At 60.3% G+C, this 22,732-nt stretch carries 22 protein-coding genes; 12 read left to right on the top strand and 10 right to left on the bottom strand.

Annotation, left to right across the window (positions count from 1 at the left end):
• Nucleotides 1-2 precede the first annotated feature (2 nt).
• Genes ACWIKB_RS03600 through ACWIKB_RS03590 form a run of 3 tightly spaced genes read left to right on the top strand, consistent with a single transcriptional unit; the run spans nucleotide 3 to nucleotide 2,601 of the window.
• Nucleotides 3-1,082 carry a COX15/CtaA family protein gene (locus tag ACWIKB_RS03600; protein ID WP_475265342.1) on the top strand — a complete coding sequence of 360 codons (1,080 nt, stop codon included), beginning with the start codon at nucleotides 3-5 and terminating at the stop codon, nucleotides 1,080-1,082.
• The gene (gene cyoE / locus ACWIKB_RS03595; protein WP_290027183.1) at nucleotides 1,070-1,969 is read left to right on the top strand and encodes a heme o synthase; all 900 of its coding nucleotides are present in this window, start codon (nucleotides 1,070-1,072) and stop codon (nucleotides 1,967-1,969) included. The genes ACWIKB_RS03600 and cyoE overlap by 13 nt, the downstream gene beginning before the upstream one ends.
• Nucleotides 1,966-2,601 (top strand): SCO family protein, encoded by a 636-nt coding sequence (locus tag ACWIKB_RS03590; protein WP_475265341.1) that lies wholly within the window; start codon nucleotides 1,966-1,968, stop codon nucleotides 2,599-2,601. Before cyoE ends, ACWIKB_RS03590 begins: the two co-directional genes overlap by 4 nt.
• Nucleotides 2,602-2,827: 226 nt before the next feature.
• Here ACWIKB_RS03590 and ACWIKB_RS03585 read toward each other — a convergent pair whose 3' ends face one another.
• The 3 genes from ACWIKB_RS03585 to ACWIKB_RS03575 form a co-directional block, all read right to left on the bottom strand.
• A complete protein-coding gene (locus ACWIKB_RS03585) occupies nucleotides 2,828-3,601 on the bottom strand; it encodes a MetQ/NlpA family ABC transporter substrate-binding protein (RefSeq protein WP_475265340.1) in 774 nt (257 codons plus the stop codon).
• 89 nt (nucleotides 3,602-3,690) lie between these two features.
• Nucleotides 3,691-4,365 carry a methionine ABC transporter permease gene (locus ACWIKB_RS03580; RefSeq protein WP_475265339.1) on the bottom strand — a complete coding sequence of 225 codons (675 nt, stop codon included), beginning with the start codon at nucleotides 4,363-4,365 and terminating at the stop codon, nucleotides 3,691-3,693.
• Nucleotides 4,365-5,372 (bottom strand): methionine ABC transporter ATP-binding protein, encoded by a 1,008-nt coding sequence (locus ACWIKB_RS03575; RefSeq protein WP_475265338.1) that lies wholly within the window; start codon nucleotides 5,370-5,372, stop codon nucleotides 4,365-4,367. Before ACWIKB_RS03575 ends, ACWIKB_RS03580 begins: the two co-directional genes overlap by 1 nt.
• A gap of 264 nt (nucleotides 5,373-5,636) precedes the next feature.
• On the opposite strand from ACWIKB_RS03575, the gene katE reads away from it, so the two are divergent.
• Nucleotides 5,637-7,775: a catalase HPII gene (gene katE, locus ACWIKB_RS03570; RefSeq protein WP_475265337.1), complete on the top strand. Its 2,139-nt coding sequence runs from the start codon at nucleotides 5,637-5,639 to the stop codon at nucleotides 7,773-7,775.
• 95 nt (nucleotides 7,776-7,870) lie between these two features.
• On the opposite strand, the gene ACWIKB_RS03565 is transcribed toward katE, so the two are convergent.
• From ACWIKB_RS03565 to zur, 4 genes are read right to left on the bottom strand one after another with little or no spacing between them, the layout of a single operon-like run.
• Nucleotides 7,871-8,587 (bottom strand): PA5502 family lipoprotein, encoded by a 717-nt coding sequence (locus tag ACWIKB_RS03565; protein WP_475265336.1) that lies wholly within the window; start codon nucleotides 8,585-8,587, stop codon nucleotides 7,871-7,873.
• 37 nt (nucleotides 8,588-8,624) lie between these two features.
• Nucleotides 8,625-9,413: a zinc ABC transporter permease subunit ZnuB gene (gene znuB / locus ACWIKB_RS03560; protein ID WP_475265335.1), complete on the bottom strand. Its 789-nt coding sequence runs from the start codon at nucleotides 9,411-9,413 to the stop codon at nucleotides 8,625-8,627.
• Nucleotides 9,406-10,191, bottom strand: coding sequence for a zinc ABC transporter ATP-binding protein ZnuC (znuC, locus tag ACWIKB_RS03555; RefSeq protein WP_163910488.1), 786 nt, complete (start codon nucleotides 10,189-10,191; stop codon nucleotides 9,406-9,408). Before znuC ends, znuB begins: the two co-directional genes overlap by 8 nt.
• Nucleotides 10,191-10,673, bottom strand: coding sequence for a zinc uptake transcriptional repressor Zur (gene zur, locus ACWIKB_RS03550; protein ID WP_123408492.1), 483 nt, complete (start codon nucleotides 10,671-10,673; stop codon nucleotides 10,191-10,193). Before zur ends, znuC begins: the two co-directional genes overlap by 1 nt.
• Before the next feature lie 66 nt (nucleotides 10,674-10,739).
• Here zur and ACWIKB_RS03545 point away from each other — a divergent pair, with 66 nt between their 5' ends.
• Nucleotides 10,740-11,660 carry a zinc ABC transporter substrate-binding protein gene (locus ACWIKB_RS03545; RefSeq protein WP_475265334.1) on the top strand — a complete coding sequence of 307 codons (921 nt, stop codon included), beginning with the start codon at nucleotides 10,740-10,742 and terminating at the stop codon, nucleotides 11,658-11,660.
• 126 nt (nucleotides 11,661-11,786) lie between these two features.
• Here the strand turns inward: ACWIKB_RS03545 and ACWIKB_RS03540 are convergent, their stop codons facing one another.
• Nucleotides 11,787-12,737 (bottom strand): homoserine kinase, encoded by a 951-nt coding sequence (locus ACWIKB_RS03540; RefSeq protein ID WP_475265333.1) that lies wholly within the window; start codon nucleotides 12,735-12,737, stop codon nucleotides 11,787-11,789.
• A gap of 60 nt (nucleotides 12,738-12,797) precedes the next feature.
• Entirely contained in the window at nucleotides 12,798-13,088 is a 291-nt protein-coding gene (locus tag ACWIKB_RS03535; RefSeq protein WP_201199341.1) for a DUF2782 domain-containing protein, read from the bottom strand.
• A gap of 74 nt (nucleotides 13,089-13,162) precedes the next feature.
• Between ACWIKB_RS03535 and polA the strand changes: the two genes are divergently transcribed.
• Nucleotides 13,163-15,934, top strand: coding sequence for a DNA polymerase I (gene polA, locus ACWIKB_RS03530; protein WP_475265332.1), 2,772 nt, complete (start codon nucleotides 13,163-13,165; stop codon nucleotides 15,932-15,934).
• A gap of 293 nt (nucleotides 15,935-16,227) precedes the next feature.
• Here polA and yihA read toward each other — a convergent pair whose 3' ends face one another.
• A complete protein-coding gene (gene yihA, locus ACWIKB_RS03525) occupies nucleotides 16,228-16,878 on the bottom strand; it encodes a ribosome biogenesis GTP-binding protein YihA/YsxC (protein WP_054048010.1) in 651 nt (216 codons plus the stop codon).
• Nucleotides 16,879-17,069: 191 nt separating this feature from the next.
• Between yihA and ACWIKB_RS03520 the strand changes: the two genes are divergently transcribed.
• The 6 genes from ACWIKB_RS03520 to ACWIKB_RS03495 all read left to right on the top strand — a co-directional run bounded on the left by ACWIKB_RS03520 (nucleotide 17,070) and on the right by ACWIKB_RS03495 (nucleotide 22,717).
• Nucleotides 17,070-17,360: a c-type cytochrome gene (locus ACWIKB_RS03520; RefSeq protein ID WP_054048012.1), complete on the top strand. Its 291-nt coding sequence runs from the start codon at nucleotides 17,070-17,072 to the stop codon at nucleotides 17,358-17,360.
• Between the two features lie 46 nt (nucleotides 17,361-17,406).
• Entirely contained in the window at nucleotides 17,407-18,018 is a 612-nt protein-coding gene (locus ACWIKB_RS03515) for a c-type cytochrome (RefSeq protein ID WP_475265331.1), read from the top strand.
• A 200-nt stretch (nucleotides 18,019-18,218) separates the two neighbouring features.
• A complete protein-coding gene (locus tag ACWIKB_RS03510; RefSeq protein WP_475265330.1) occupies nucleotides 18,219-18,860 on the top strand; it encodes a thiol:disulfide interchange protein DsbA/DsbL in 642 nt (213 codons plus the stop codon).
• A gap of 14 nt (nucleotides 18,861-18,874) precedes the next feature.
• Nucleotides 18,875-19,753 carry an endonuclease/exonuclease/phosphatase family protein gene (locus ACWIKB_RS03505; protein WP_475265329.1) on the top strand — a complete coding sequence of 293 codons (879 nt, stop codon included), beginning with the start codon at nucleotides 18,875-18,877 and terminating at the stop codon, nucleotides 19,751-19,753.
• On the top strand, nucleotides 19,750-21,834 hold the full coding sequence (locus ACWIKB_RS03500) for a GGDEF domain-containing protein (protein ID WP_475265328.1): 2,085 nt from the start codon (nucleotides 19,750-19,752) through the stop codon (nucleotides 21,832-21,834). The genes ACWIKB_RS03505 and ACWIKB_RS03500 overlap by 4 nt, the downstream gene beginning before the upstream one ends.
• 103 nt (nucleotides 21,835-21,937) lie before the next feature.
• Nucleotides 21,938-22,717 carry an N-acetylmuramoyl-L-alanine amidase gene (locus ACWIKB_RS03495; protein WP_475265327.1) on the top strand — a complete coding sequence of 260 codons (780 nt, stop codon included), beginning with the start codon at nucleotides 21,938-21,940 and terminating at the stop codon, nucleotides 22,715-22,717.
• Nucleotides 22,718-22,732: the final 15 nt, after the last annotated feature.

Genomic DNA, 22,732 nt, shown 5'->3' with positions numbered 1-22,732 from the left:
TCATGGCCAAACCTGGATTTCGCCTCGCGCTGTTTGCCACCTTGCTGGCACTGATTGTGGTGTTACTCGGCGCCTACACCCGCCTGACCCACGCCGGCCTCGGTTGCCCGGACTGGCCGGGTTGCTACGGCTTTATCAGCGTGCCGAAAAGCGAAGCCCAACTGGCCCATGCCGAACTGCATTTCCCTGACACACCGGTGGTGGCGCACAAAGGCTGGAACGAGATGATCCACCGCTACTTCGCTGGCACCCTCGGGTTGTTGATCTCGGTGCTGGCCGGCCGCGCCTGGGTGCATCGTCATCATCCCGGGCAACCGGTGAAGTTGCCGTTGTTCCTGCTCGGCGTGGTGTTCGCCCAAGCCGCGTTTGGCATGTGGACGGTGACGCTCAAGCTCTGGCCGCAGGTGGTCACAGGCCATTTGCTCGGCGGTTTTGCGACCTTGAGCCTGTTGTTTCTGCTGACGCTGCGGCTGTCTGGAGTATTGCCGGCGCTGACCGTACCAAAGCGATTGCAGTACTGGGCGACCGCAGGCCTGCTGCTGGTAATTTTGCAAATCGCCCTCGGTGGCTGGGTCAGTTCCAACTACGCGGCGGTGGCGTGCATCGACTTCCCGACCTGCCACGGCCAATGGCTGCCTCCGGCTGATTTCGCCAACGGTTTTCACTTAACCCAACACATCGGCCCCAATTACCTCGGCGGGCAACTGGATAGCGATGCCCGCACGGCGATTCACCTGACTCACCGCATCGGCGCCTTGTTGGTAACGCTGGTACTGCTGGGCCTCGCCTGGCAACTGAAAGTGGTCGGCATGACGCGCCTCGCAGGCCTGGTGCTGATCGCTCTCGGCGCACAAATCACCCTGGGCATCAGCAACGTGCTGTTTCATCTGCCGCTGCCAATCGCCGTCGCCCACAACGCCGGCGGCGCGGCGCTGTTGCTGACCATGGTGCTGGTCAATTATCACGCGCGGACCAGTCTGGTCCGGGTCAAGCAACAAGCTCCTGCACGCTGGCGGTTCAGCCCGCGTAAACATTCAGCCGGGCCCATAACAATAAAAGGAGAGATGCCATGGCGATTCTGATCGGCGAACGTCACAGTCAGGCGATCTGGCGGGATTATCTGGAGCTGACCAAGCCCAAAGTGGTGGTGCTGATGCTCATCACGTCCTTGGTGGGCATGTTCCTGGCGACCCGCGCCGGGGTGCCGTGGACGGTGCTGATATTCGGTAATCTGGGGATCGCGTTGTGTGCCGGCGGCGCGGCGGCGGTCAATCATGTGGTGGACCGGCGCATCGATGCGGTCATGGCCCGAACCCATAAACGGCCGTTGGCTGAAGGCCGGGTGTCGCCTGCAGCGGCGCTGACGTTTGCCTTGGTGCTGGCGGTGCTGGGGCAAGCCTTCCTGCTGGCCTTCACCAACCCGCTGACCGCGTGGCTGACCCTTGCCTCGCTGCTCGGCTACGCGGTGGTCTACACCGGTTTCCTCAAACGGGCGACGCCGCAGAACATCGTCATCGGCGGCCTCGCGGGCGCGGCCCCACCGCTACTCGGTTGGACTGCGGCGACCGGACATATCGGCGCCGAGCCGCTGCTGTTGGTGCTGATCATCTTCGCCTGGACCCCGCCGCACTTCTGGGCCCTGGCCATACACCGCAAAGAGGAATACGCCAAGGCCGATATCCCGATGCTGCCGGTGACCCATGGCGAGCACTACACCAAAGTTCACATCCTGCTTTACACCTTCGCGCTGCTGGCGGTCAGCCTGATGCCGTATGTGATCCACATGAGCGGCGTGCTCTACCTGATTTGTGCCCTCGGCCTGGGCGCGAGGTTTCTGCAATGGGCCGTGGTGTTGTACCGTGGCACTCGGCCGCACGCGGCGATCAACACCTTCAAGTACTCTATCTGGTACTTGTTCCTGCTGTTTATCGCCCTGCTCGTAGACCACTACTTACTGTTGAACCTATGACTCGAACTCAGAAAACCGTCTTCATCCTCGTCGCCCTGATCGCGCTGGTTCTGGGCCTGACCGTCAACAAAGTGCTGTCCGGCAAGGGCCAGGGCGACCCGACGGCACTGATCGACGCAGGGATCATCCTGCTGCCGCAAAGCCGCAACTTGCCAGACGTGACGATGACCGACCAGGACGGCAAACCGGTGGCGGTCAACGAGCTGAAAGACAAGTGGAGCCTGCTGTTCTTCGGCTACACCTTCTGCCCGGACATCTGCCCGACCACCCTCGCCCAACTGCGCCAGATCAAAAGCGAACTGCCGCCAGAAGCGGTGGCCAAGTTGCAGATCATCCTGGTCAGCGTCGACCCGAACCGCGACACGCCCAAGCAGCTCAAGCAGTATCTGGGCTACTTCGATCCGCAGTTCCAGGGTTTGACCGCCTCGTCGGTGGACGACATCCAGAAACTGGCCAACGCAGTGAGCATTCCGTTCATCCCAGCGGACACCAGCAAGCCTAATTACACGGTGGATCACAGCGGCAACCTCGCGGTGATCGGACCGGACGGCACCCAGCGCGGGTTCATTCGCGCGCCGTTGAATAACGTGAAACTCGTGGCGCAGTTGCCGGTGATGCTCAAGCGCAACTGACTCAGCCTTACACAAATCCCTGTGGGAGCGGGCTTGCTCGCGAAGGCGCCGTTTCAGTCGGCATTGATGGTGGCTGACACACCGCTTTCGCGAGCAAGCCCGCTCCCACAGGGTCCGTATTCCAGGCATAAAAAAACGGGGACGCAATTAATGCGTCCCCGTTTTTTATCGTTCCCACACTCTGCGTGGGAATGCAGCCAGGGACGCTCCGCGTCCCCCTTGAACATCAGAACGCCGGCAATACCGCGCCTTTGTACTTCTCAAGGATGAATGCTTTCACTTCCGGGCTGTGCAAAGCAGCAACCAGTTTCTTCATCGCGTCGCTGTCCTTGTCGTCCGGACGAGCAACCAGGATGTTCACGTAAGGCGAGTCGTTGCCTTCGATCACCAGCGCATCCTTGGACGGATCGAGCTTGGCTTCCAGCGCGTAGTTGGTGTTGATCAGCGCCAGGTCAACCTGGGTCAGCACGCGCGGGATGGTCGCGGCTTCCAGTTCACGGAATTTCAGATCCTTGGGGTTCTCGGTGATGTCCTTGATCGTCGACAGGATGTTGTTCGAATCCTTCAACTTGATCAGGCCAGCCTTCGCCAGCAGCAACAGTGCACGGCCGCCGTTGGTGGCGTCGTTCGGGATCACCACGTTGGCGCCGCCTGGCAGTTCGGTCAGCGCTTTGTACTTGCTGGAGTAAGCGCCCAGCGGTTCCAGGTGCACACCGGCCACGGCTACCAGGTTGGTGCCCTTGGCCTTGTTGAACTCATCCAGGTACGGCTGATGCTGGAAGAAGTTGGCGTCCAGACGCTTCTCGGCAACCTGCACGTTCGGCTGGATGTAGTCGGTGAAGACCTTGACCTTGAGGTCCACGCCTTCTTTGGCCAGGGCCGGTTTCACGAACTCCAGAATCTCTGCGTGCGGAACTGGCGTAGCAGCGACGGTCAGGGTTTCATCGGCCTGCGCGGAAAACGCGGCTACGGCAGCCAATGCGACGAGTAGTTTTTTCATTCAGCTAACTCCTTGTGGGTACCCGCTTGCGGCGCCCGTTTGGCGCCTGCCAGCGAATGGCCGGCTCATGTCTTGATTACGAGAACTGTTTATTTTCTGGAGAAATGCACGACCAGCTTGTCGCCCACCATCTGCAGCACCTGCACCAGCACCAGCAACAGCACCACGGTGACGATCATCACATCGGTCTGGAAACGCTGGTAGCCGAAACGGATCGCCAGGTCACCCAGACCACCGGCACCGACCACACCGGCCATTGCCGTGTAGGACACCAGCGTAATCGCTGTCACCGTAATCGCAGCGAAGATGCCCGGACGGGCTTCCGGCAGCAAGGCGTTGATGATGATCTGCTTGGTGGTCGCGCCCATGGCCTGGGTCGCTTCGATGATGCCGCGGTCCACTTCACGCAGTGCGGTTTCCACCAGTCGCCCAAAGAACGGCGTGGCACCCACCACCAGCGGTGGAATCGCACCGGCGACGCCGAGCGAAGTGCCGGTGATCAGCACGGTGAACGGGATCATCACGATCAGCAGAATGATGAACGGCAGCGAACGCAGGATGTTCACCACCAGCGACAGCACGGCGTAGACACCTCTGGATTCCAGCAACTGTCGTGGGCTGCACAGGAACAGCAGCACACCCAGCGGCAGGCCAAGCAAAACGGTGAACAACAGCGAACCGCCGAGCATCAGCATCGTGTCGCCGGTGGCCAGCCAGATCTCGAACCAGTCGATATTGGCGAAGAAACTTGTGAGGGCTTCCATTAGCGCAGCACCTCCATGTGGACGTCAGCTGCGGTGAAGAGGGCAAACGCCGCCTCCATGTCGCCACCAGTGACGGCCAGCGTCAGTTGCCCGTAAGGGACGTCTTTGATGCGGTCGATACGACCAGCCAGGATGCTGTAGTCCACACCCGTTTCCCGAGCGACGGTGCCCAGCAACGGCGCGTAGGTCGCTTCGCCCTGGAACGTCAGACGCACGATACGACCCGGCACATGAGAGAAGTCATCGCGTTGTTCGCTTTCGTCGATCTGCTCGTCTTCCTGCACGAAACGCTTGGTGGTCGGGTGCTTGGGATGCAGGAACACATCGGCCACCGAACCTTGCTCGACGATCACGCCCGCGTCCATCACCGCCACTTGATCACAGACCCGACGGATAACGTCCATCTCGTGAGTGATCAGGACGATGGTCAGCTTCAGTTCGCGATTGATCTCGGCCAGCAATTGCAGGACCGACGCCGTGGTCTGCGGGTCCAGGGCGCTGGTGGCTTCGTCGCACAGCAGAATTTTCGGCTTGGTCGCCAGGGCGCGGGCAATGCCGACACGCTGCTTCTGGCCACCGGATAACTGCGCCGGGTACTTCTTGGCGTGCTCGGACAAACCAACGCGCTTCAGCAACTCGGCCACACGCCGGTCAATATCACCGCGGGACAGTTCACCAGCCAGGGTCAGCGGCAGCGCGACGTTGTCGGCCACGGTCTTGGACGCCAGCAGGTTGAAGTGCTGGAAAATCATCCCGACCTGCTGACGGAAACGTCGCAGGCTGTTGGCATCCAGCGCGGTGACTTCTTCGCCATCGACGAAGATCTTGCCGCCACTGGAATTCTCCAGGCGATTGATCAGACGCAGCAGGGTACTTTTTCCTGCGCCGGAATGACCGATCAGGCCGAAGACCTGACCATTCTCAATCGTCAGACTGGTCGGATGCAGGGCGGGAATATCCTTACCGGCGACGCGGTAAGTCTTATGGACGTTTTGAAACTCGATCACGTAGCGAACCTTGTGGGGCGCGTTGGAAAAGGATCAGCGGTTAGCCGGGCGCGCATTTTAGCCTGTCCGTATAGAGGTTATTAGCATTTATTCCGCATTCAACCTTCGATTTGGCAATAACGCGATCAAAGGTCAGAAAAAAGGAACGGCTAAAAACCTCATCAGTCACTAATAAGGCAACTCGAAAAGGCCCCCGGTGCCGTGCCTGGGGAATGCATAAGAGTCCTGGCTACGGCGGGAATCGCAACGAGGAGTTTACGACTGATGACTACTAAAAAGCCTGCCGCCCCTAAAAGCGCACTGGCCGGGACCGATACCCTGGACCGCGGCAACACCAACACCAAACTCGACAGCCTGGAGACATTCCGCTCCGACGCTACCGGGCAAGCCCTGCGTACCAACCAGGGCGTGAAGGTTTCTGACAACCAGAACACCTTGAAGGTCGGCGCCCGTGGGCCGTCGCTGCTGGAAGACTTCATCATGCGTGAAAAGATCACGCATTTTGACCATGAACGCATTCCAGAGCGCATCGTCCACGCCCGTGGCACCGGTGCCCATGGTTTCTTCCAGACCTACGAAAACCATTCCGTGCTGACCAAGGCGGGATTCCTACAAGACCCTGGTCAGAAAACCCCGGTGTTCGTGCGCTTTTCCACGGTGCAAGGCCCACGCGGGTCAGGCGATACCGTGCGGGACGTACGAGGTTTCGCCGTGAAGTTCTTCACCGACGAAGGCAACTTCGACCTGGTGGGCAACAACATGCCGGTGTTCTTCATCCAGGACGCGATCAAGTTTCCCGACTTCGTCCACGCGGTGAAACCCGAGCCGCACAACGAGATGCCTACCGGCGGCTCGGCCCATGACACGTTCTGGGACTTCGTTTCTCTGCAACCCGAATCGGCGCACATGGTCATCTGGGCCATGTCTGACCGGGCGATCCCGAAAAGCCTGCGCAGCATGCAGGGTTTCGGTGTGCACACGTTCCGCCTGGTGAATGCCGAAGGCAAATCGCGCTTCGTCAAATTCCACTGGCGCCCTACCGCCGGCACTTGCTCGCTGGTGTGGGATGAGGCGCAGAAGCTCGCCGGTAAAGACACTGACTACCATCGACGCGACCTCTGGGAAGCCATCGAAACCGGGGACTACCCGGAATGGGAACTGGGCGTACAAGTCATTGAGGAAGAGAACGAGCACAGCTTCGACTTCGACATCCTCGACCCGACCAAACTGATCCCGGAAGAAATCGTCCCGATCACGCCGCTGGGCAAAATGGTGCTTAACCGTAACCCGGATAATTTCTTCGCCGAAACCGAGCAAGTCGCGTTTTGCCCGGGGCACATCGTGCCGGGGATCGACTTCTCCAACGATCCGTTGCTGCAAGGCCGGTTGTTTTCCTACACCGACACGCAAATCAGCCGACTCGGCGGGCCGAATTTTCACGAGATTCCGATCAACCGCCCGGTAGCTCCGTTCCACAACGGCCAACGGGATGCGTTGCACCGCACCACCATCGACAAAGGTCGTGCGTCCTACGAGCCGAACTCGATTGATGGCGGCTGGCCGAAGGAAACGCCACCAGCGGCGCAGGACGGTGGCTTCGAGACGTACCCGGAACGCATCGATGCGAACAAGATCCGTCAGCGCAGCGAGTCGTTTGGCGACCACTTTTCCCAAGCGCGGCTGTTCTTCAAGAGCATGAGCAAGCACGAGCAGGAACACATCATTTCGGCTTACAGCTTCGAATTAGGCAAGGTTGAACGGCTGTGGATTCGCGAGCGTCAAGTCAATGAGATCCTCGCCAACATCGACCTGGAACTGGCCAAGCGCGTCGCGCAAAACCTTGGTCTGCCAGCGCCGAAGGCCGGCACGGTTGAGGTGCGCAAAACCTCGCTGGATCACTCCCCAGCCCTGAGCCAGGCCAACTTGCTGCCAGAGAACATCAAGACGCGGAAAGTGGCGATTCTTGCGGCCAACGGCGTCGATGGTGCAGCGATTGATGCGCTGAAAAAAGCGCTGGCCGCCGAAGGTGCCCACGCGAAATTGCTCGGCCCGACGTCCGCGCCGGTGACAACCGCCGATGGCAAATCACTGCCGGTGGATGCGTCGATGGAAGGCTTGCCGTCCGTAGCCTTCGATGCGGTGTTCGTGCCGGGTGGCGCGGCGTCGATCAAGGCGTTGAGCACCGATGGCGTGGCGCTGCATTACGTGCTGGAGGCGTACAAGCACCTGAAAGCGATCGCGTTGCATGGCGAGGCCAAGCAGTTGCTGGATGTGTTGAAACTGGAGGCGGATGCGGGGTTGATCGTTGGTGCGGATGCCAAGCTGTTCAAGGCGTTCTTTGCCGCGATTGGGCAGCATCGGGTTTGGGATCGGGAGCCTAAGGCCAAGGCGATTCCGGCTTAAGGTTCTTTATTGACTGGAAGGACGCCTTCGCGAGCAAGCCCGCTCCCACATTTAGAATGCATTCAAACGTGGGAACGGGCTTGCTCGCGAAGCTTTTAGGGCTTACGCGGACTTAACACCATCTGCGCCGGAATGTTGCGCAGAATCTGCTTTTCCAGCTTCAGGTCAAAATCCGGATCGAGCTTCTTTACCCGTTTGGTCAGCAGCGTGGCGAGCCAAGGGTAATCCTGGGTGCGCGGTGCCTGAATGCTCACATCGCATTCGTAATTCACCACATCGGCGGCAATCGCATCCAGTTGATGACGAAGTTTGCTCATATCGTTGAGGTTCAACGCAACCGTGGTGCTTTCAGCCGTTGGGTCGATCACCTTCGCCTTCGGCTTGGCTTCGGCAGCCATGAGCGCCGCTTCGGCTTTGTCCAACTCAGCCTTGCGCGCATTGACGATGGCGTTGTTGACCCCACCAGTCAGCGCTGGCGCCTTGGGCATCAACGCCCGGGCGCGGCTCAGGGCTGTGGCGGCAGCATTCACATCGCCTTTTTGCAGCACGATCTGGCTGCGTTGCAGATAGGCCTCGGCCAGTTGCCGTTGGTATTGCACAAGGGATGGGTCGTTTGGCGACGCCGCCTGCAAGGTAGCCAATTGGTCTTCGGCGGTGGCCAACTCGCTACTGGCCAGGTTTTGTTCCAGTTGTGCGATGGCCGTGGCCCGTGCATCGGGGGCCTCGGTGGCCGCCGGTGGCGTGCTTTGGCAAGCGCCCAGCAGCAGAGAAAATGCGACAAGGAGCAGATAACGGGAGGCGAACGGCTTCATTCCTGCGACTCTCTATTTGCGCAAAAAACGAGCAAGTCTACACCCCTCGACGGGGCAGGACAAAACTCAGCAGAAACAGCGCGGCGGCCGTCACCACAATCGACGGGCCCGCCGGGGTGTCCTTGAACCACGACAGCGACAGCCCGCCACACACCGCGAGCATGCCCAGCAGGCTCGCGCCCAGTGCCATCTGCTCCGGTGAGCGGGCGTGACGTTGTGCCGCAGCCGCCGGAATGATCAACAGCGAAGTAATCAGCAACACACCAACGATTTTCATCGCCACGGCGATTACCACGGCGATCAGCAACATCAAAGTCAGGCGCAACGCTGCCACCGGCAAACCTTCCACCGTGGCCAACTCTTCGTGCACGGTGATCGCCAGCAATGGCCGCCACAACGTCACCAGCAACGCCAGCACTGCGGCACTGCCACCGAGGATCCAGGCCAGATCGGTCGGGCTGATCGCCAGCAGGTCGCCAAACAGATAGGCCATCAGGTCGATCCGCACTTCATGCATGAAGCTTAGTACCACCAAGCCCAGCGAGAGCGTGCTCGGTGCGAGAATTCCCAAAAGCGTGTCGGACGCCAGCGGCTGACGCTGCTGCAAGGTCACCAGCAACACTGCCAGCAGCAAGCAGCCGACGGTGACGGCAACCGTGGGGCTGACATCCAGCAGGAAGCCCAAGGCCACGCCCAGCAGTGCGGCGTGAGACAGGGTGTCGCCGAAGTAGGCCATGCGCCGCCAGACCACGAATGAACCCAATGGGCCCGCGACCAGGGCCAAGGCCAGACCTGCAAGCAGGGCGTAGAGCAGAAAATCAGCCATGCTTGCAGCTATCTCCGTGAACGTGGGGTTTGGCCGACGGGGCCGCGCTAACCACAGAGCCATGCAGGTCATGGGCGTGGTCGTGATGGTGGTGATAAATAGCCAGGCTTTGTGCGTTCTTGCCGAACAGCTCGACGAAAGCCGGATCGCCGCTGACGTGCTCAGGGTGTCCGGAGCAGCAGACGTGGCGATTCAGGCAAACCACCTGGTCGGTGGTGCTCATCACCAGGTGCAGATCGTGGGAAACCATCAACACGCCGCAACCGTGACGGTCCCGCAGACGCGTGATCAGGCTGTACAACTCGGCTTGGCCAGCGACATCGACGCCTTGTACCGGCTCGTCGAGCACCAGCAGCTCCGGCTCTCGCAGCAGTGCCCGAGCCAGCAGCACGCGCTGCATTTCGCCACCGGAAACACTTTGTACCGGGCTGTCGATTACCTGTTCGGCACCGACTTCCTTGAGCGCCGCCAAGGCCCGCGCACGGTCCACGCCGGGCACCAGACGCAAGAAGCGCAGTACCGAGAGCGGCAGAGTCGGATCGACGTGGAGTTTTTGCGGCATGTAACCAACGCGCAGCTTCGGCTTGCGCCAGACACTGCCGCTGTCCGGCTTCAGCAGACCGAGCACGGCGCGCACCAACGTAGTTTTGCCTGCACCGTTGGGGCCGATCAGGGTGACGATTTGCCCCGGCTCGACGCTCAGGTCGATGCTCTCCAGCACGCTTTGCCCGGCAAACGTGACGGCAACCTGCTCAAGACGGATCAGCGCGTTGCTCATCAAGCCCCCTGGCAACCCGAGCAGAGCCCGACCACTTCAACGGTCTGGGCTTCCACGACAAATCCAACGTCTTTGGCGCTGATCACAATCGCATCGCTGATGGATTTCTGTTCCAGCTCGATGGCGGCGTGGCATTCGCGGCAGATCAGGAACTGGCCCTGGTGGGCGTGTTCCGGGTGATTGCAGCCAACAAAGGCGTTCAGCGAGGAGATGCGGTGCACGAGGCCGTTTTCCAGCAGGAAGTCCAGCGCGCGGTACACAGTCGGCGGCGCGGCGCGGCGGCCATCCTGCTCACTAAGCACCGCCAGAATGTCGTAGGCACCCAGCGGTTTATGGCTTTGCCACACCAGTTCCAGCACCCGCCGGCGCAAGGCGGTCAGGCGCAGGCCTTGACGTGCGCACAGGGCATCGGCCTCTGACAATGCGCTATGCACGCAATGGGAGTGGTCGTGGGGACGGCTGGCAATCGGTGTTTTAGGCATGAGCGGCGACGAGTTTTGTGAGAGACGTTATTATGTTACCCGTTCTCGCCTCTTCGAGTGGTCATCGTGTCCCGACTTTTTTCTGTCTTTGTCGCATTTGTCGCAAGTTTCCTGCTGATCGGATCGGCCCAGGCCGACGTCAAAGTGCTCACCAGCATCAAGCCGCTACAGCTGATTGCAGCGGCGGTGCAGGACGGCGTGGCGATTCCGGAAGTGTTGCTGCCGCCGGGTGCCTCACCGCATAACTACGCCTTGCGCCCGTCCGACGTACGGAAGGTGCAGTCGGTGGATCTGGTGTACTGGATCGGTCCGGACATGGAAGGTTTCCTGCCCCGCGTGCTGAAAGGTCGTACGCTGCCCACGGTGGCCGTGCAGGATTTGCCGGGGATGAAACTGCGACATTTCGCAGAAGATAATCAGTCCCACGCCGAAGATGCCGACGAACATGACCACGATCACCGTCCGGGCACTTTGGACGCGCATTTGTGGTTGTCGTCGGTCAATGCTCGGGTGATCGCCACGAAAATGGCCGCTGACTTGAGCGCTGCCGATCCCGACAACGCGGCGCGCTATCAGAGCAACCTCAAGGCATTCGATGAACGCCTGGATGCTTTGGACCTACGCCTGAAGGCTCGTCTGGCGGGCGTCGCGGGCAAACCGTACTTCGTGTTCCACGAAGCATTCGATTACTTCGAAGACGCCTACGGCCTCAAGCACACAGGCGTGTTCAGCGTCGCTGCCGAAGTGCAACCGGGCGCCCAGCATGTCGCGGCGATGCGCACGCGCTTGCAGGAAGTCGGCAAGACCTGCGTGTTCAGTGAGCCACCGCTACGTCCGCGCCTGGCGGAAACCCTGGTGGCCGGCCTGCCGGTGAAATTGGCGGAACTGGATGCGTTGGGCGGCTATACGCCGGCGACTGCTCAGGGCTATGAGCAGGTGTTGGAAAAGTTGGGGAATGATTTGGCAGGGTGTCTGGAGTCGTTGTAACCGACGTAAAACCTGTGGCGAGGGGGCTTGCCCCCGTAGGGCTGCGAAGCAGCCCCCAATTGATCGGCCAATAGATCGCACGGGAGCGCTTCGCGCTCCAACGGGGGCAAGCCCCCTCGCCACAATTTAAAGGGCAAACGGCAACGGTGTACTGACCTTTTGCCGCTGCGCCAAGCGCTGCTGAAACTCCATCGGATCGTGAATCAACACGTCCTGCCCGGCAAAAGACTCCGCCGCAATCAACCGCGACAGCCAGAACCGCACACACGCCACGCGCAGCATGGTCGGCCACAGCTCGGCTTCGGCAGCGGTGAATGGCCGCAGCGCCGCATAAGCGCCCAACAAGGCCCGGGCTCGCGGTCCATCGATCACGCCTTGTTCGTCCGTACACCAGTCATTCAAGGCAATCGCCACGTCGTAAAGCATCGGACCTGAACAAGCGTTGTAGAAGTCGATCAACCCGGTCAGGTGCGTGCCTTCGAACATCGCGTTGTCGCGGAACAGGTCGGCGTGGATGTTGGCCCGCGGCAGCGCCAGAATTTTCGTCTTCTGCTGTGTGATTTCGTCCAGTGCCCGTTGCAGCAGATCGCTTTGCTCGGCATTCAGGTGTGAGAGCAACTGCGTGCCCTCCTCCAGCATCCAGTCCAGCCCGCGATCAGTCTTGCGCTTGATCATGTTGGCCTGGGTTGCCAGATGCAGATGGCCGAGCAGCTCACCCACCTGCGCACAATGCTGGGCGTTCGCTTGCTTGATGTGTTTGCCGGCCAGACGCGGCTGCAACAACGCCGGTTTGCCGGCCAGTTCGCGCAAGGCTACGCCGTCCGTGGTGCGCAATGCGTAGGGCACCGGCAGGTCGGCTTCGTGCAGTACGTCGAGCAGCTCGATGAAGAACGGCATTTCCTGAACCGGACCGCGCTCGACCAGGGTCAGGACAAATTCGCCCTGCTCCAGGCTGATAAAGAAATTGGTGTTTTCACTACCGGCGGCAATCCCCTGGAAATCGAGCAGGCGGCCGAGCCCGTATGGGGCGAGAAAGGTTTCCAGCTCGGGCCGAGCCAGGGGGGTGAACACAGACATGGTTAAAAACTGCTCAGTTCGGGCGCCGCGATTGAAGCGGCGCCGATTAAAGTTAAGAAACTACTTCCACTCAAAGATTTTCCACGACGGAATCAGCATATCCGGCTGATCCGAGCGGATGAAGTTTGCATCTGTACCGTCCGCGCGCACCAGAAAATACGGCGGCGCACCTTTCGGCGTGACCTTGATGGCGTACAGGAAACCGTTTTGGCGGTATTCCTGAATGACCTTGTCCCCTTCCGTGTGGATCGTGACTTCTGGCTCAGCCTTTGACACATCGTCCGCCGCCATGACGGCCAACGGAACGGTTGCAAACAACCCAGCCAGCAACAGGCGATTTAGTGTGCGCATGATAACCTTGTCCCTTTGTCGTCAACGGTCCCGCTATTCTAGCGCCGGACCCGCCGAAAAGGTTGATCCTGCTCATGAGCCAAGCCCCCCTCGTCCTGGTGGACGGTTCTTCTTACCTGTATCGGGCCTTTCACGCCCTGCCACCGCTGACCACCTCCAGAGGCCTGCCGACCGGCGCGGTCAAGGGTGTGTTGAACATGCTCAAGAGTCTGCGCAAGCAGTACCCGGACAGCCCGTTTGCCGTGGTATTTGACGCCAAGGGCGGAACGTTCCGCGACGAGATGTTTGCCGAGTACAAGGCCAACCGTCCAAGCATGCCCGACGACATGCGCGTGCAGATCGAACCGCTGCACCAGAGCGTGATCGCCCTCGGCTTCCCGCTCCTGTGCGTCGAAGGCGTCGAGGCCGATGACGTGATCGGCACCCTGGCACGCAGCAGCGCAGCGGCCGACCGCCCGGTGGTGATTTCCACCGGCGACAAGGACATGGCGCAACTGGTCGATGGCCACATTACCTTGGTCAATACCATGACCGGTAGCAGCATGGACGTGGAGGGCGTGAAGGAGAAATTCGGCGTCGCTCCCGAGCAGATCATCGATTATCTGGCGCTGATGGGCGATTCTTCCGACAACATTCCGGGCGTTCCGGGCATCGGCCCGAAAACCGCTTCCGGCCTGCTGGTGGGCGTGAACGGCGGCCTGACCGAGCTCTACGCGCAGCTCGACATCGTCCCGACCCTGCCGATTCGCGGCGCCAAGACCCTGCCGGCCAAGCTCGAAGAACACAAGGAGATGGCATTCCTCTCCTATCGACTGGCGACCATCAAGATCGACGTGCCGCTGGACATCGGCCTCGACGACCTGCAAATGGGCCAACCGGATCACGACAAACTCGCCGAGCTCTACACCCTGCTGGAATTCAAGAGCTGGTTCGAAGACAACCAGCGCGACGCCAAACGTTCGGGCCAGGAAGTGGTCGCGCCCGTGGCGGAAGAAGTCGTCGCCGCGGCTGAACTCAAGTACACGACCATTCTCACCCAGGCGGACTTCGACCTCTGGCTGAAGAAATTGAACGACGCCAAACTGTTCGCCTTCGATACCGAAACCACCGGCGTCGATGCGCAACAGGCGCAACTGGTGGGCCTGTCGTTCGCGGTACAGGCCAACGAAGCCGCGTACATCCCGCTGACCCACTCCTACATGGGCGTGCCGGAGCAACTGGATCGCGACACCGTGCTGCGGGCGCTGAAACCGATCCTCGAAGACCCGAGCAAGCTCAAAGTCGGCCAGCACGCCAAGTTCGACATGAACATCCTGGCCAACTGCGCCATCGGTGGCGATCAGAACTGCGGCATCACGGTGCAAGGCATCGCTTTCGACACCATGCTCGAATCCTACGTGTTGGACTCCACCGCGACCCGCCACGATATGGACAGCCTGGCGCTCAAGTACCTGAATCACACCACCACCGGTTTTACCGACATCGCCGGCAAGGGCGCCAAGCAGCTGACCTTTGACCAGATTTCCCTTGAACTGGCCGGGCCGTACGCCGCCGAAGACGCCGACGTGACCCTGCGCCTGCACCAAACTCTGCAAGCAAAGCTCAACGCGATTCCGAGCCTGAGCAAAGTTCTGAGCGACATCGAAATGCCGCTGGTGCCGGTGCTGGCGCGGATCGAGCGTCAAGGCGCACTGGTCGATGACAAACTGTTGGGCGTCCAGAGTGTTGAGCTGGGCAAGAAAATGGTCGAGCTGGAACGTGAGGCTTATGCCATCGCCGGCGAAGAATTCAACCTCGGCTCGCCGAAGCAATTGGGCGCGATCCTGTACGAAAAACTCGGCCTGCCAGTGCTCAGCAAAACCGCTAAGGGTCAGGCTTCGACCGCGGAAGCCGTGCTGGCGGAACTGGCCGATCAAGACTTCCCACTGCCCAAGGTGCTGATGCAGTACCGCTCGATGAGCAAGCTGAAAAGCACCTATACCGACCGCCTGCCAGAGCAGATAAACCCACGCACCGGACGGATTCACACCTCTTATCACCAAGCGGTAGCGGCGACCGGGCGTTTGTCGTCCAGCGATCCCAACCTGCAGAACATTCCGATCCGCACCGCAGAAGGTCGGCGGATTCGTCAGGCGTTTATCGCCCCGAAAGGCTACAAACTGCTGGCAGCGGACTATTCGCAGATTGAATTGCGGATCATGGCTCACCTGGCCAAGGACGAAGGCTTGCTGCACGCCTTCCGCAACGACCTCGACGTGCACAAAGCGACTGCGGCCGAAGTTTTTGGGGTTGAACTGGCGGACGTCACCACCGATCAGCGCCGTAGCGCCAAAGCGATCAACTTCGGTCTGATCTACGGCATGAGTGCGTTTGGCCTGGCCAAACAGATCGGCGTCGACCGCAAGCAGTCCCAGGCGTACATCGACCGTTACTTCGCCCGTTATCCCGGCGTGCTGGCCTACATGGAGCGCACCCGCACTCAAGCGGCCGAGCAGGGCTTCGTCGAGACCATTTTCGGTCGTCGCCTGTACCTGCCGGAGATCAACGCGAAAAACCCGGCCCTGCGCAAAGGCGCCGAGCGCACGGCGATCAACGCCCCGATGCAAGGCACCGCGGCGGACATCATCAAGAAAGCCATGGTGGCGGTGGATAACTGGCTGACATCCTCGGGCCTGGACGCCAAAGTCATCCTGCAGGTGCACGATGAACTGGTGCTAGAGGTGCGCGAGGACCTGGTTGATCAGGTGCGCGAAGAAATCCGCGCGCACATGAGCAACGCCGTGACACTGGACGTGCCGCTGCTGGTCGAGGTTGGTGTGGGCAATAACTGGGATGAGGCTCACTGAGCCACCTGAAGGGGAGACTTCTGCTGCGGCATAGCGCCGCGGCAGAATCGGGCGAAGGGCGCTTAGTTCGAAAAATGCGCTGGGTTATTCCAAAGGCATTTGAAAATATTCTGAACTAATCTGGTGAACCGCCACTCAGATTTACTGAATGGCTGGTGAAGCCCTTCGATGCTCCTATGTTGTGTTAAGTGTTGGCAGATATCTGGACCCCGCCCTAGCGGTCCGGAACTTGAACCCCGGAACTTCCCCCTCCCCATACGAAGTCCGGGGTTTTTTTTGCCTGCAGAAAAGTCCTATTCAGCACTCGGGGCAATCTCGGCGCCCTTGTCCGCCAATTCCATCCAGCCTGCCAATACAGTGTAGGCGTCTTCCAGGCCCATGCGTTTTGGCGCCGAGAACAGCTGGATGCTGATCGCATCGCCCCAGCCTTTACGAATGTCTGCCTGCACCTTGAGCAGAACGTTTTTCGCCGCGCCGTAGGTCAGCTTGTCCGCTTTGGTCAGCAAAATGTGCATCGGCATGCCAGCGGCGACGGCCCAATCGAGCATCAGCAAGTCGAAGTCGGTCATTGGATGACGGATGTCCATCATCAGAATCAGACCTTTCAAACTCTCGCGACCGCCCAGATAAGCTTCCAGGTGACGCTGCCAGTGCAGCTTCAGCGGAATAGGTACTTTTGCATAACCGTAGCCCGGCAGGTCGACCAGACGCCGATCATCGTCTAGCTTGAAGAAGTTCAACAACTGCGTGCGACCCGGAGTTTTCGAGGTCCGCGCCAGGCTGGCGTGAGTCAGGGTGTTCAGCGCGCTGGATTTACCGGCGTTGGAACGCCCGGCGAAGGCTACTTCAAAGCCTTCGTCGTCCGGACATTGGTCGACTTTGGCAGCGCTGAGCATGAAGGTGGACTGTTGGCACAGGCCGAGGATGGGGTTCTTGAGTTGCATGGGATTTCCGATGTGGGCGGCGCCGGGAATGGACGCGGCAAGCGGTGTCGTTTCCGTTTCAGTAGCGCCAGTATATAATGCCGCAGATTTTGTGTGCGCTTTGTCCCAGCGTAGGATGAAGTTCACGAGAGCGATTGACCTTGATTGCGCATTAGAACGCAGAACGCTCTCTACCCTGAAAAGGTCGTTTTATGACGAAATGGCTGCTAGCTGCCGGTGTCTTGATGCCGCTTTACAGCGCTCAGGCTACACAGGATCCGGAAGCTGTGTACAACCGTGTTTGTGGTGCCTGTCATTCCGGCCAACTCCCCATGGCGCCCCAAAAGGGCGATCAGGAAGCTTGGACGCCGAGGTTGGCGAAAGGTATGGAGACGCTGGTGCAACACGTGACCCAGGGTTTCAAGGCGATGCCGCCGCGTGGTTTGTGCATGGACTGCAGTGCCGAGGATTACCAAGCCATCATCCACTGGATGAGCGAGTAAACCCGGCCCATAACTCTTTAACCCTTAGCCGTAGTTGGATTAGCTGATGAACAAATTGATCGTGAGTCTGCTGTTGACCGTGGGGATCTCCGGCATTGCCCATGCTGCAGGTGATGCAACAGCTGGTCAGGCGAAAGCCGCAGTCTGTGGCGCCTGTCATGGCCCGGATGGCAATAGCATGGCGCCTAACTTTCCGAAACTGGCAGGTCAGGGCGAGCGTTATCTGAACAAGCAGTTGCACGACATCAAATCCGGTAAACGCACGGTACTGGAAATGACCGGCCTGCTGACCAACCTGAGCGATCAGGACCTGGCCGATATCGCCGCCTACTTCTCCAGCCAGAAAGGCAGTGTTGGCGCCGCCGACCCTAAAGTCGTGGCTCGCGGTGAAGCACTGTTCCGTGGTGGCGATCTGGCCAAGGGCCTGCCAGCCTGCACCGGCTGCCATTCGCCTAATGGCGCAGGCAACGCGGCCGCCGGCTTCCCACACCTGGGCGGCCAGCACGCTCAATATGTGGCCAAGCAACTGACCGACTTCCGCAAGGAAGAAGGCGGTCGTTCCAACGACGGCGACACCAAAACCATGCAGACCATCGCCAAGCGGCTGAGCGACGAAGACATCGCAGCGGTGTCCAGCTACATCCAGGGCCTGCACTAAGGCCAGCGGATCGAGCGTTGCGGGCGATGGACATCTCCTGCAACGTTAACGCTCGATTAATCCGTCGCAGCAAGTATAAAAAGGGTGGCTTAGGCTGCCCTTTTTTGTGGCCGCTGCCGTTACACTACAGAACTCAAGCCCGCCAGGACCTGTCTGAAAACAGGTCGCGCGAGGCGACCAAAATTGTCCAGGAGTAAAGCATGCGTAATCTGATCATCAGCGCCGCACTCGTCGCTGCCAGCCTGTTCGGCATGAACGTCCAGGCCGCCGAAGCACCCGCGGCACCTTACGTCGAACTGACCAACCCTGTTCCAGTGGCTGTCCCTGGCAAGATCGAAGTGGTGGAGCTGTTCTGGTATGGCTGCCCGCACTGCTATGCATTCGAGCCGGTGATCAATCCGTGGGTTGAAAAACTGCCTTCCGACGTGAACTTCGTTCGTATCCCGGCTATGTTCGGCGGCCCTTGGGATGCTCACGGTCAAATGTTCCTGACCCTGGAAGCCATGGGCGTCGAAAGCAAGGTCCACTCGGCCGTGTTCGAAGCGATCCAGAAAGAGCATAAACGCCTGACCACTCCTGAAGAGATGGCTGAATTCCTGGCCACCCAGGGCGTCGACAAGGACAAGTTCCTGGCCACCTTCAACTCCTTCGCCATCAAGGGCAAGATCGTCCAGGCCAAAGAGCTGGCGAAGAAGTACGAAATCTCCGGCGTGCCAACCATGATCGTCAACGGCAAGTATCGCTTTGACGTGGGTTCCGCCGGCGGTGCCGAACAAGCCCTGCAACTGGCCGACAAACTGGTCGACAAAGAGCGAGCGGCTAACAAGGCTGCCGCCAACTAAGCGCGGCCCCTGCCATGCGCCGCTGGGGTACTGAACGCGTCGTTGGCCTGCATGAACCGCAGGTCAACACGCATCATCTGGAATCGACGGGCCTGCCCGCAGACAGCCGTCTGCGTTTGCTCAGCTTCAATATCCAGGTCGGCATCAGTACCGAGCGGTATCGGCACTACCTGACCCGTGGCTGGCAACACCTGTTGCCGCACACCGGGCGTGCCGACAACCTGCAAAAGATCGGCAATCTGCTGGGTGACTTCGATCTGGTCGCCTTGCAGGAAGCCGATGGCGGCAGCCTGCGATCAGGCTACGTCAATCAGGTCGAACACCTGGCCCAACTGGGCTCTTTCCCTTACTGGTATCAACAGCTCAATCGCAACCTCGGTCGCCTCGGCCAGCACAGCAATGGCGTGCTCAGCCGCCTGCGCCCGTGGGCGATTGAAGACCATCCGCTGCCGGGGCCGAAGGGGCGTGGCGCGATCCTGGTACGTTTTGGCGAAGGTCCCGAGGCGCTGGTCGTCGTAATGATGCACCTGGCCCTTGGTGCGCGCGTGCGCAGCCTGCAACTGGCCTACATCCGCGAGTTGATCGGCGGCTACAAGCACCAGGTACTGATGGGCGACATGAACACCCATGCCAGCGACTTGCTGCAAAACTCCCCGTTACGCGACCTCGGACTACTGGCGCCGCAACTGGAAGCGACGTTCCCCAGCTGGCGCCCGCAGCGCTGCCTGGACCATATTCTGCTCAGCCCGACCCTGACCCTGGAAAGGGTCGAAGTGCTGGCACAACCGATTTCCGATCACCTGCCGGTCGCGGTAGAGATTCGTTTGCCGGGTTCGCTCACGGCCGATGCATTCCCCGCGTTGAGTCCTGCCCCTCGCGGATCCCATGAATGAGCGACGAAGCACAGCGCTGGAAAGAGAAATACCTCAAAAGCATCGAACAACAGGAAAAGCTCGAACGTCGCTGGGACGCTCGGCTCGACCTGTTGCGTCGCGGACTGGTGCGCAGCACCTTGGCGGCCGAGGGCACCGACCGCGCTGTTGACCTGTGCATGAAGGAAATGCGTGAAGTCGTGCGCACCGATGACATGGACGCCGGCCTCGCTGCACTCCTGCCACGCCTGGAAAAAGCCGTGCTCGACTCCGAGCAGCGCCGCGAAACCCGGGTCGACCAGGTCAGCGCGGCACTGAACGCGCTGGTCTCGCAACTCCAGGCATTGCCATTGCCCCGGGAAGTCAGCCGACCGCTCAAGACCTTCGCCAAGCAACTGGATGGACGCGTCGGCCAAGCGCGTGAGATTCCGTTGCTGCTCAGCGAACTGAGCGGCTTGCAAGGCAAAGCCCTTAATCAATTGGAAAACCCTGCCGAACCTGGCCGTCCAGGCTTGTTGCAGCGGTTGTTTGGTAGCCGGGACGCGGAAGAGTCAGCCCCTCAGGTCGCTGCCCCCGCCGTTCAGGCGCCGACTCAACAACCTGCAGAGCCTGTATCTGTACCCAGTGCCGAGGCGCCGACGAAGGTCGAAACCGCGCCAGCCGCCAGCGTGCCGCAAACGGCGCAGCCAACGGTCCAAGTCGCGCCGACCGCCGCCGCTGTTCCAGTGCCGCCAGTGCCGCCGACAGTACCTGTGCCGGAAGTTGTGGCATTTGTCCCGCCGGTTCTGCAACCGCAGTCAGCGCAAACCCAGCCGCCAGCACCGCCGCCGGAACCTGAGCAGCCCCCGGCGCCGGCGCAATCGATCATCGCGCCTGCCGCCCAAGCACAGCCGGCCGTCAATCCAGACGAACTGATCCCGGCGACCCAGCCAGAAACACCGATCTTCCTCGACAGCCTGCCCTTGCCTTCGGTCATGGCCGAGGCTCTGGCCGCAATCGATCCGGACCACCCCGAGCAAGACATCCTCTACGCGCTGCCGGACTCACCAGAACCGTCCTACAGCTCCGTGGCGACTCATATCGAAGAAACGCTGCTGGGCCTGCTCGACGACCTGACGCTGCCGGAACGCCACCGCCCGCAAGCCGAAGCCATGCGCGAGCGGCTGCAAAATGGTTTGAACTGGTACGAGTTGCTGCCGATCCTCGACGATCTGGCGACCTTGATGCTGGCGATTACCGACAGCGGCCAGCACGAATTCGAAGCGTACTTGCAGCAACTCAACGAGCGCCTCGAGTCGTTCCAGAGCAACCTGCAAGCCGCCAGCGCTGGTCATGCCGATAACCGTTCCGCCGCGCGCGAGATGGACACGCAGATTCGCGAGCAGGTCGATGGCCTGCAAACCAGCATGCAGGACGCCGCCGACCTGGAAGACCTCAAGCACGTTCTGGAGAACCATCTGGAAGGTCTGCTCGGCACCATGGACCAGCATCAGAAGCAGCGGGATGAGCGTGAACAGGAAGTCGCCGCCCGCCTGCAAAGCCTGGCCGAACGGGTTGCGCACATGGAGCAGGAAGCCCTGGGCTATCGCGAACACCTTGAAGAACAGCGTCAAAAAGCCCTGATCGACCCGCTGACCGGGCTACCCAACCGAGCAGCCTGGAGCGAACGGCTAGAGCACGAAATCGGCCAGTGGCAGCAGCACGGCAACACACTGATGCTGGCCATGCTCGACCTCGACCATTTCAAACGCATCAACGATAACTACGGCCACCTGGCGGGCGACAAGGTGCTGAAAATAATCGCCAGCGTGCTGCGCAAACGCCTGCGCAGGTCGGACTTCATTGCCCGTTTCGGCGGCGAAGAGTTCGTGCTGCTGATGCCGGCCACCGTGCCGGCTGTCGGGTTAAAACTGCTGGAAACCCTGCGCGCTTCGATTGAAGCCTGCCCGTTTCACTTCAAGGGTGAACGGGTGACGGTCACGATTTCCATGGGGCTGGCCGCATTCAAACCCGGAGAACACAGCGATTTAGTACTTAAAAGAGCCGATCAGGCGCTATACCGGGCAAAAAATGCCGGGCGCAATCGGGTGGAGCAGGGCTGAACGCTAATTGTTCCATTTTGTTTAAAGCGGCTCTTTTGCCATCGTCACGACAGGCATTACGTTACACTGTTGCATTATCGTCTCGCGTGTACTGCCTTCTGCCATGAAATTTCTTGCTCTCGTTGTGTCGCTTCTGCTGCTGGCCGGTTGTGCCAGCGGTCCACGTTTCGACACCAGTCACCCTTCCGCCAACTTCGACAGCCGCGTGCAGTTCGTGGTGGTGCATTACACCAACGCATCCCTGGAACGTTCGCTGCAGTTGTTGACCCATGGCGAGGTCAGCGCTCATTACCTGATCGGGGATGACAAGGGCGCAACCATCTACAAACTGGTGGATGAAAACCTTCGCGCCTGGCACGCCGGGGAAAGCGAGTGGCAAGGCCGGACCTGGCTGAATTCGAGCTCCATCGGCATCGAAATCGTCAATCCGGGTTTCAGCGAGACACCGACCGGTCGCCTCTGGTACCCGTACAGCGAAGCCCAGGTGCAATCCTTGATCGTCCTGCTCAAGGACATCAGCAAACGCAATGGCATCAGCCCTCGGCACATCATCGGTCATAGCGACATCGCCCCGCTGCGCAAACTCGACCCCGGCCCGCTGTTCCCCTGGAAACGCCTGGCCGCCGAAGGTCTGGGCATCTGGCCAAACGAGCAGGCTGTCGCGAGCCGGCAAGCACAGTTCGCGGCTGAGCTGCCGAGCATCGGCTGGTTCCAGGAAGAGCTGGCGCGTCTGGGCTACGCGACGCCACAGACCGGCGAACTGGATGTGGCAACGCGACATGTGTTGGCGGCATTCCAGATGCATTACCGCCCTTCCCGATTCGATGGCACCCCGGATGCGCAAACCGCAGCCATGCTCTTGGTGCTCAATCAGACAAAATAATGACGCCCGCCCGAC

It is taken from the genome of Pseudomonas sp. 5Vm1k, assembly GCF_056161485.1.
This window is presented reverse-complemented; position numbering and strand designations above follow the sequence as displayed.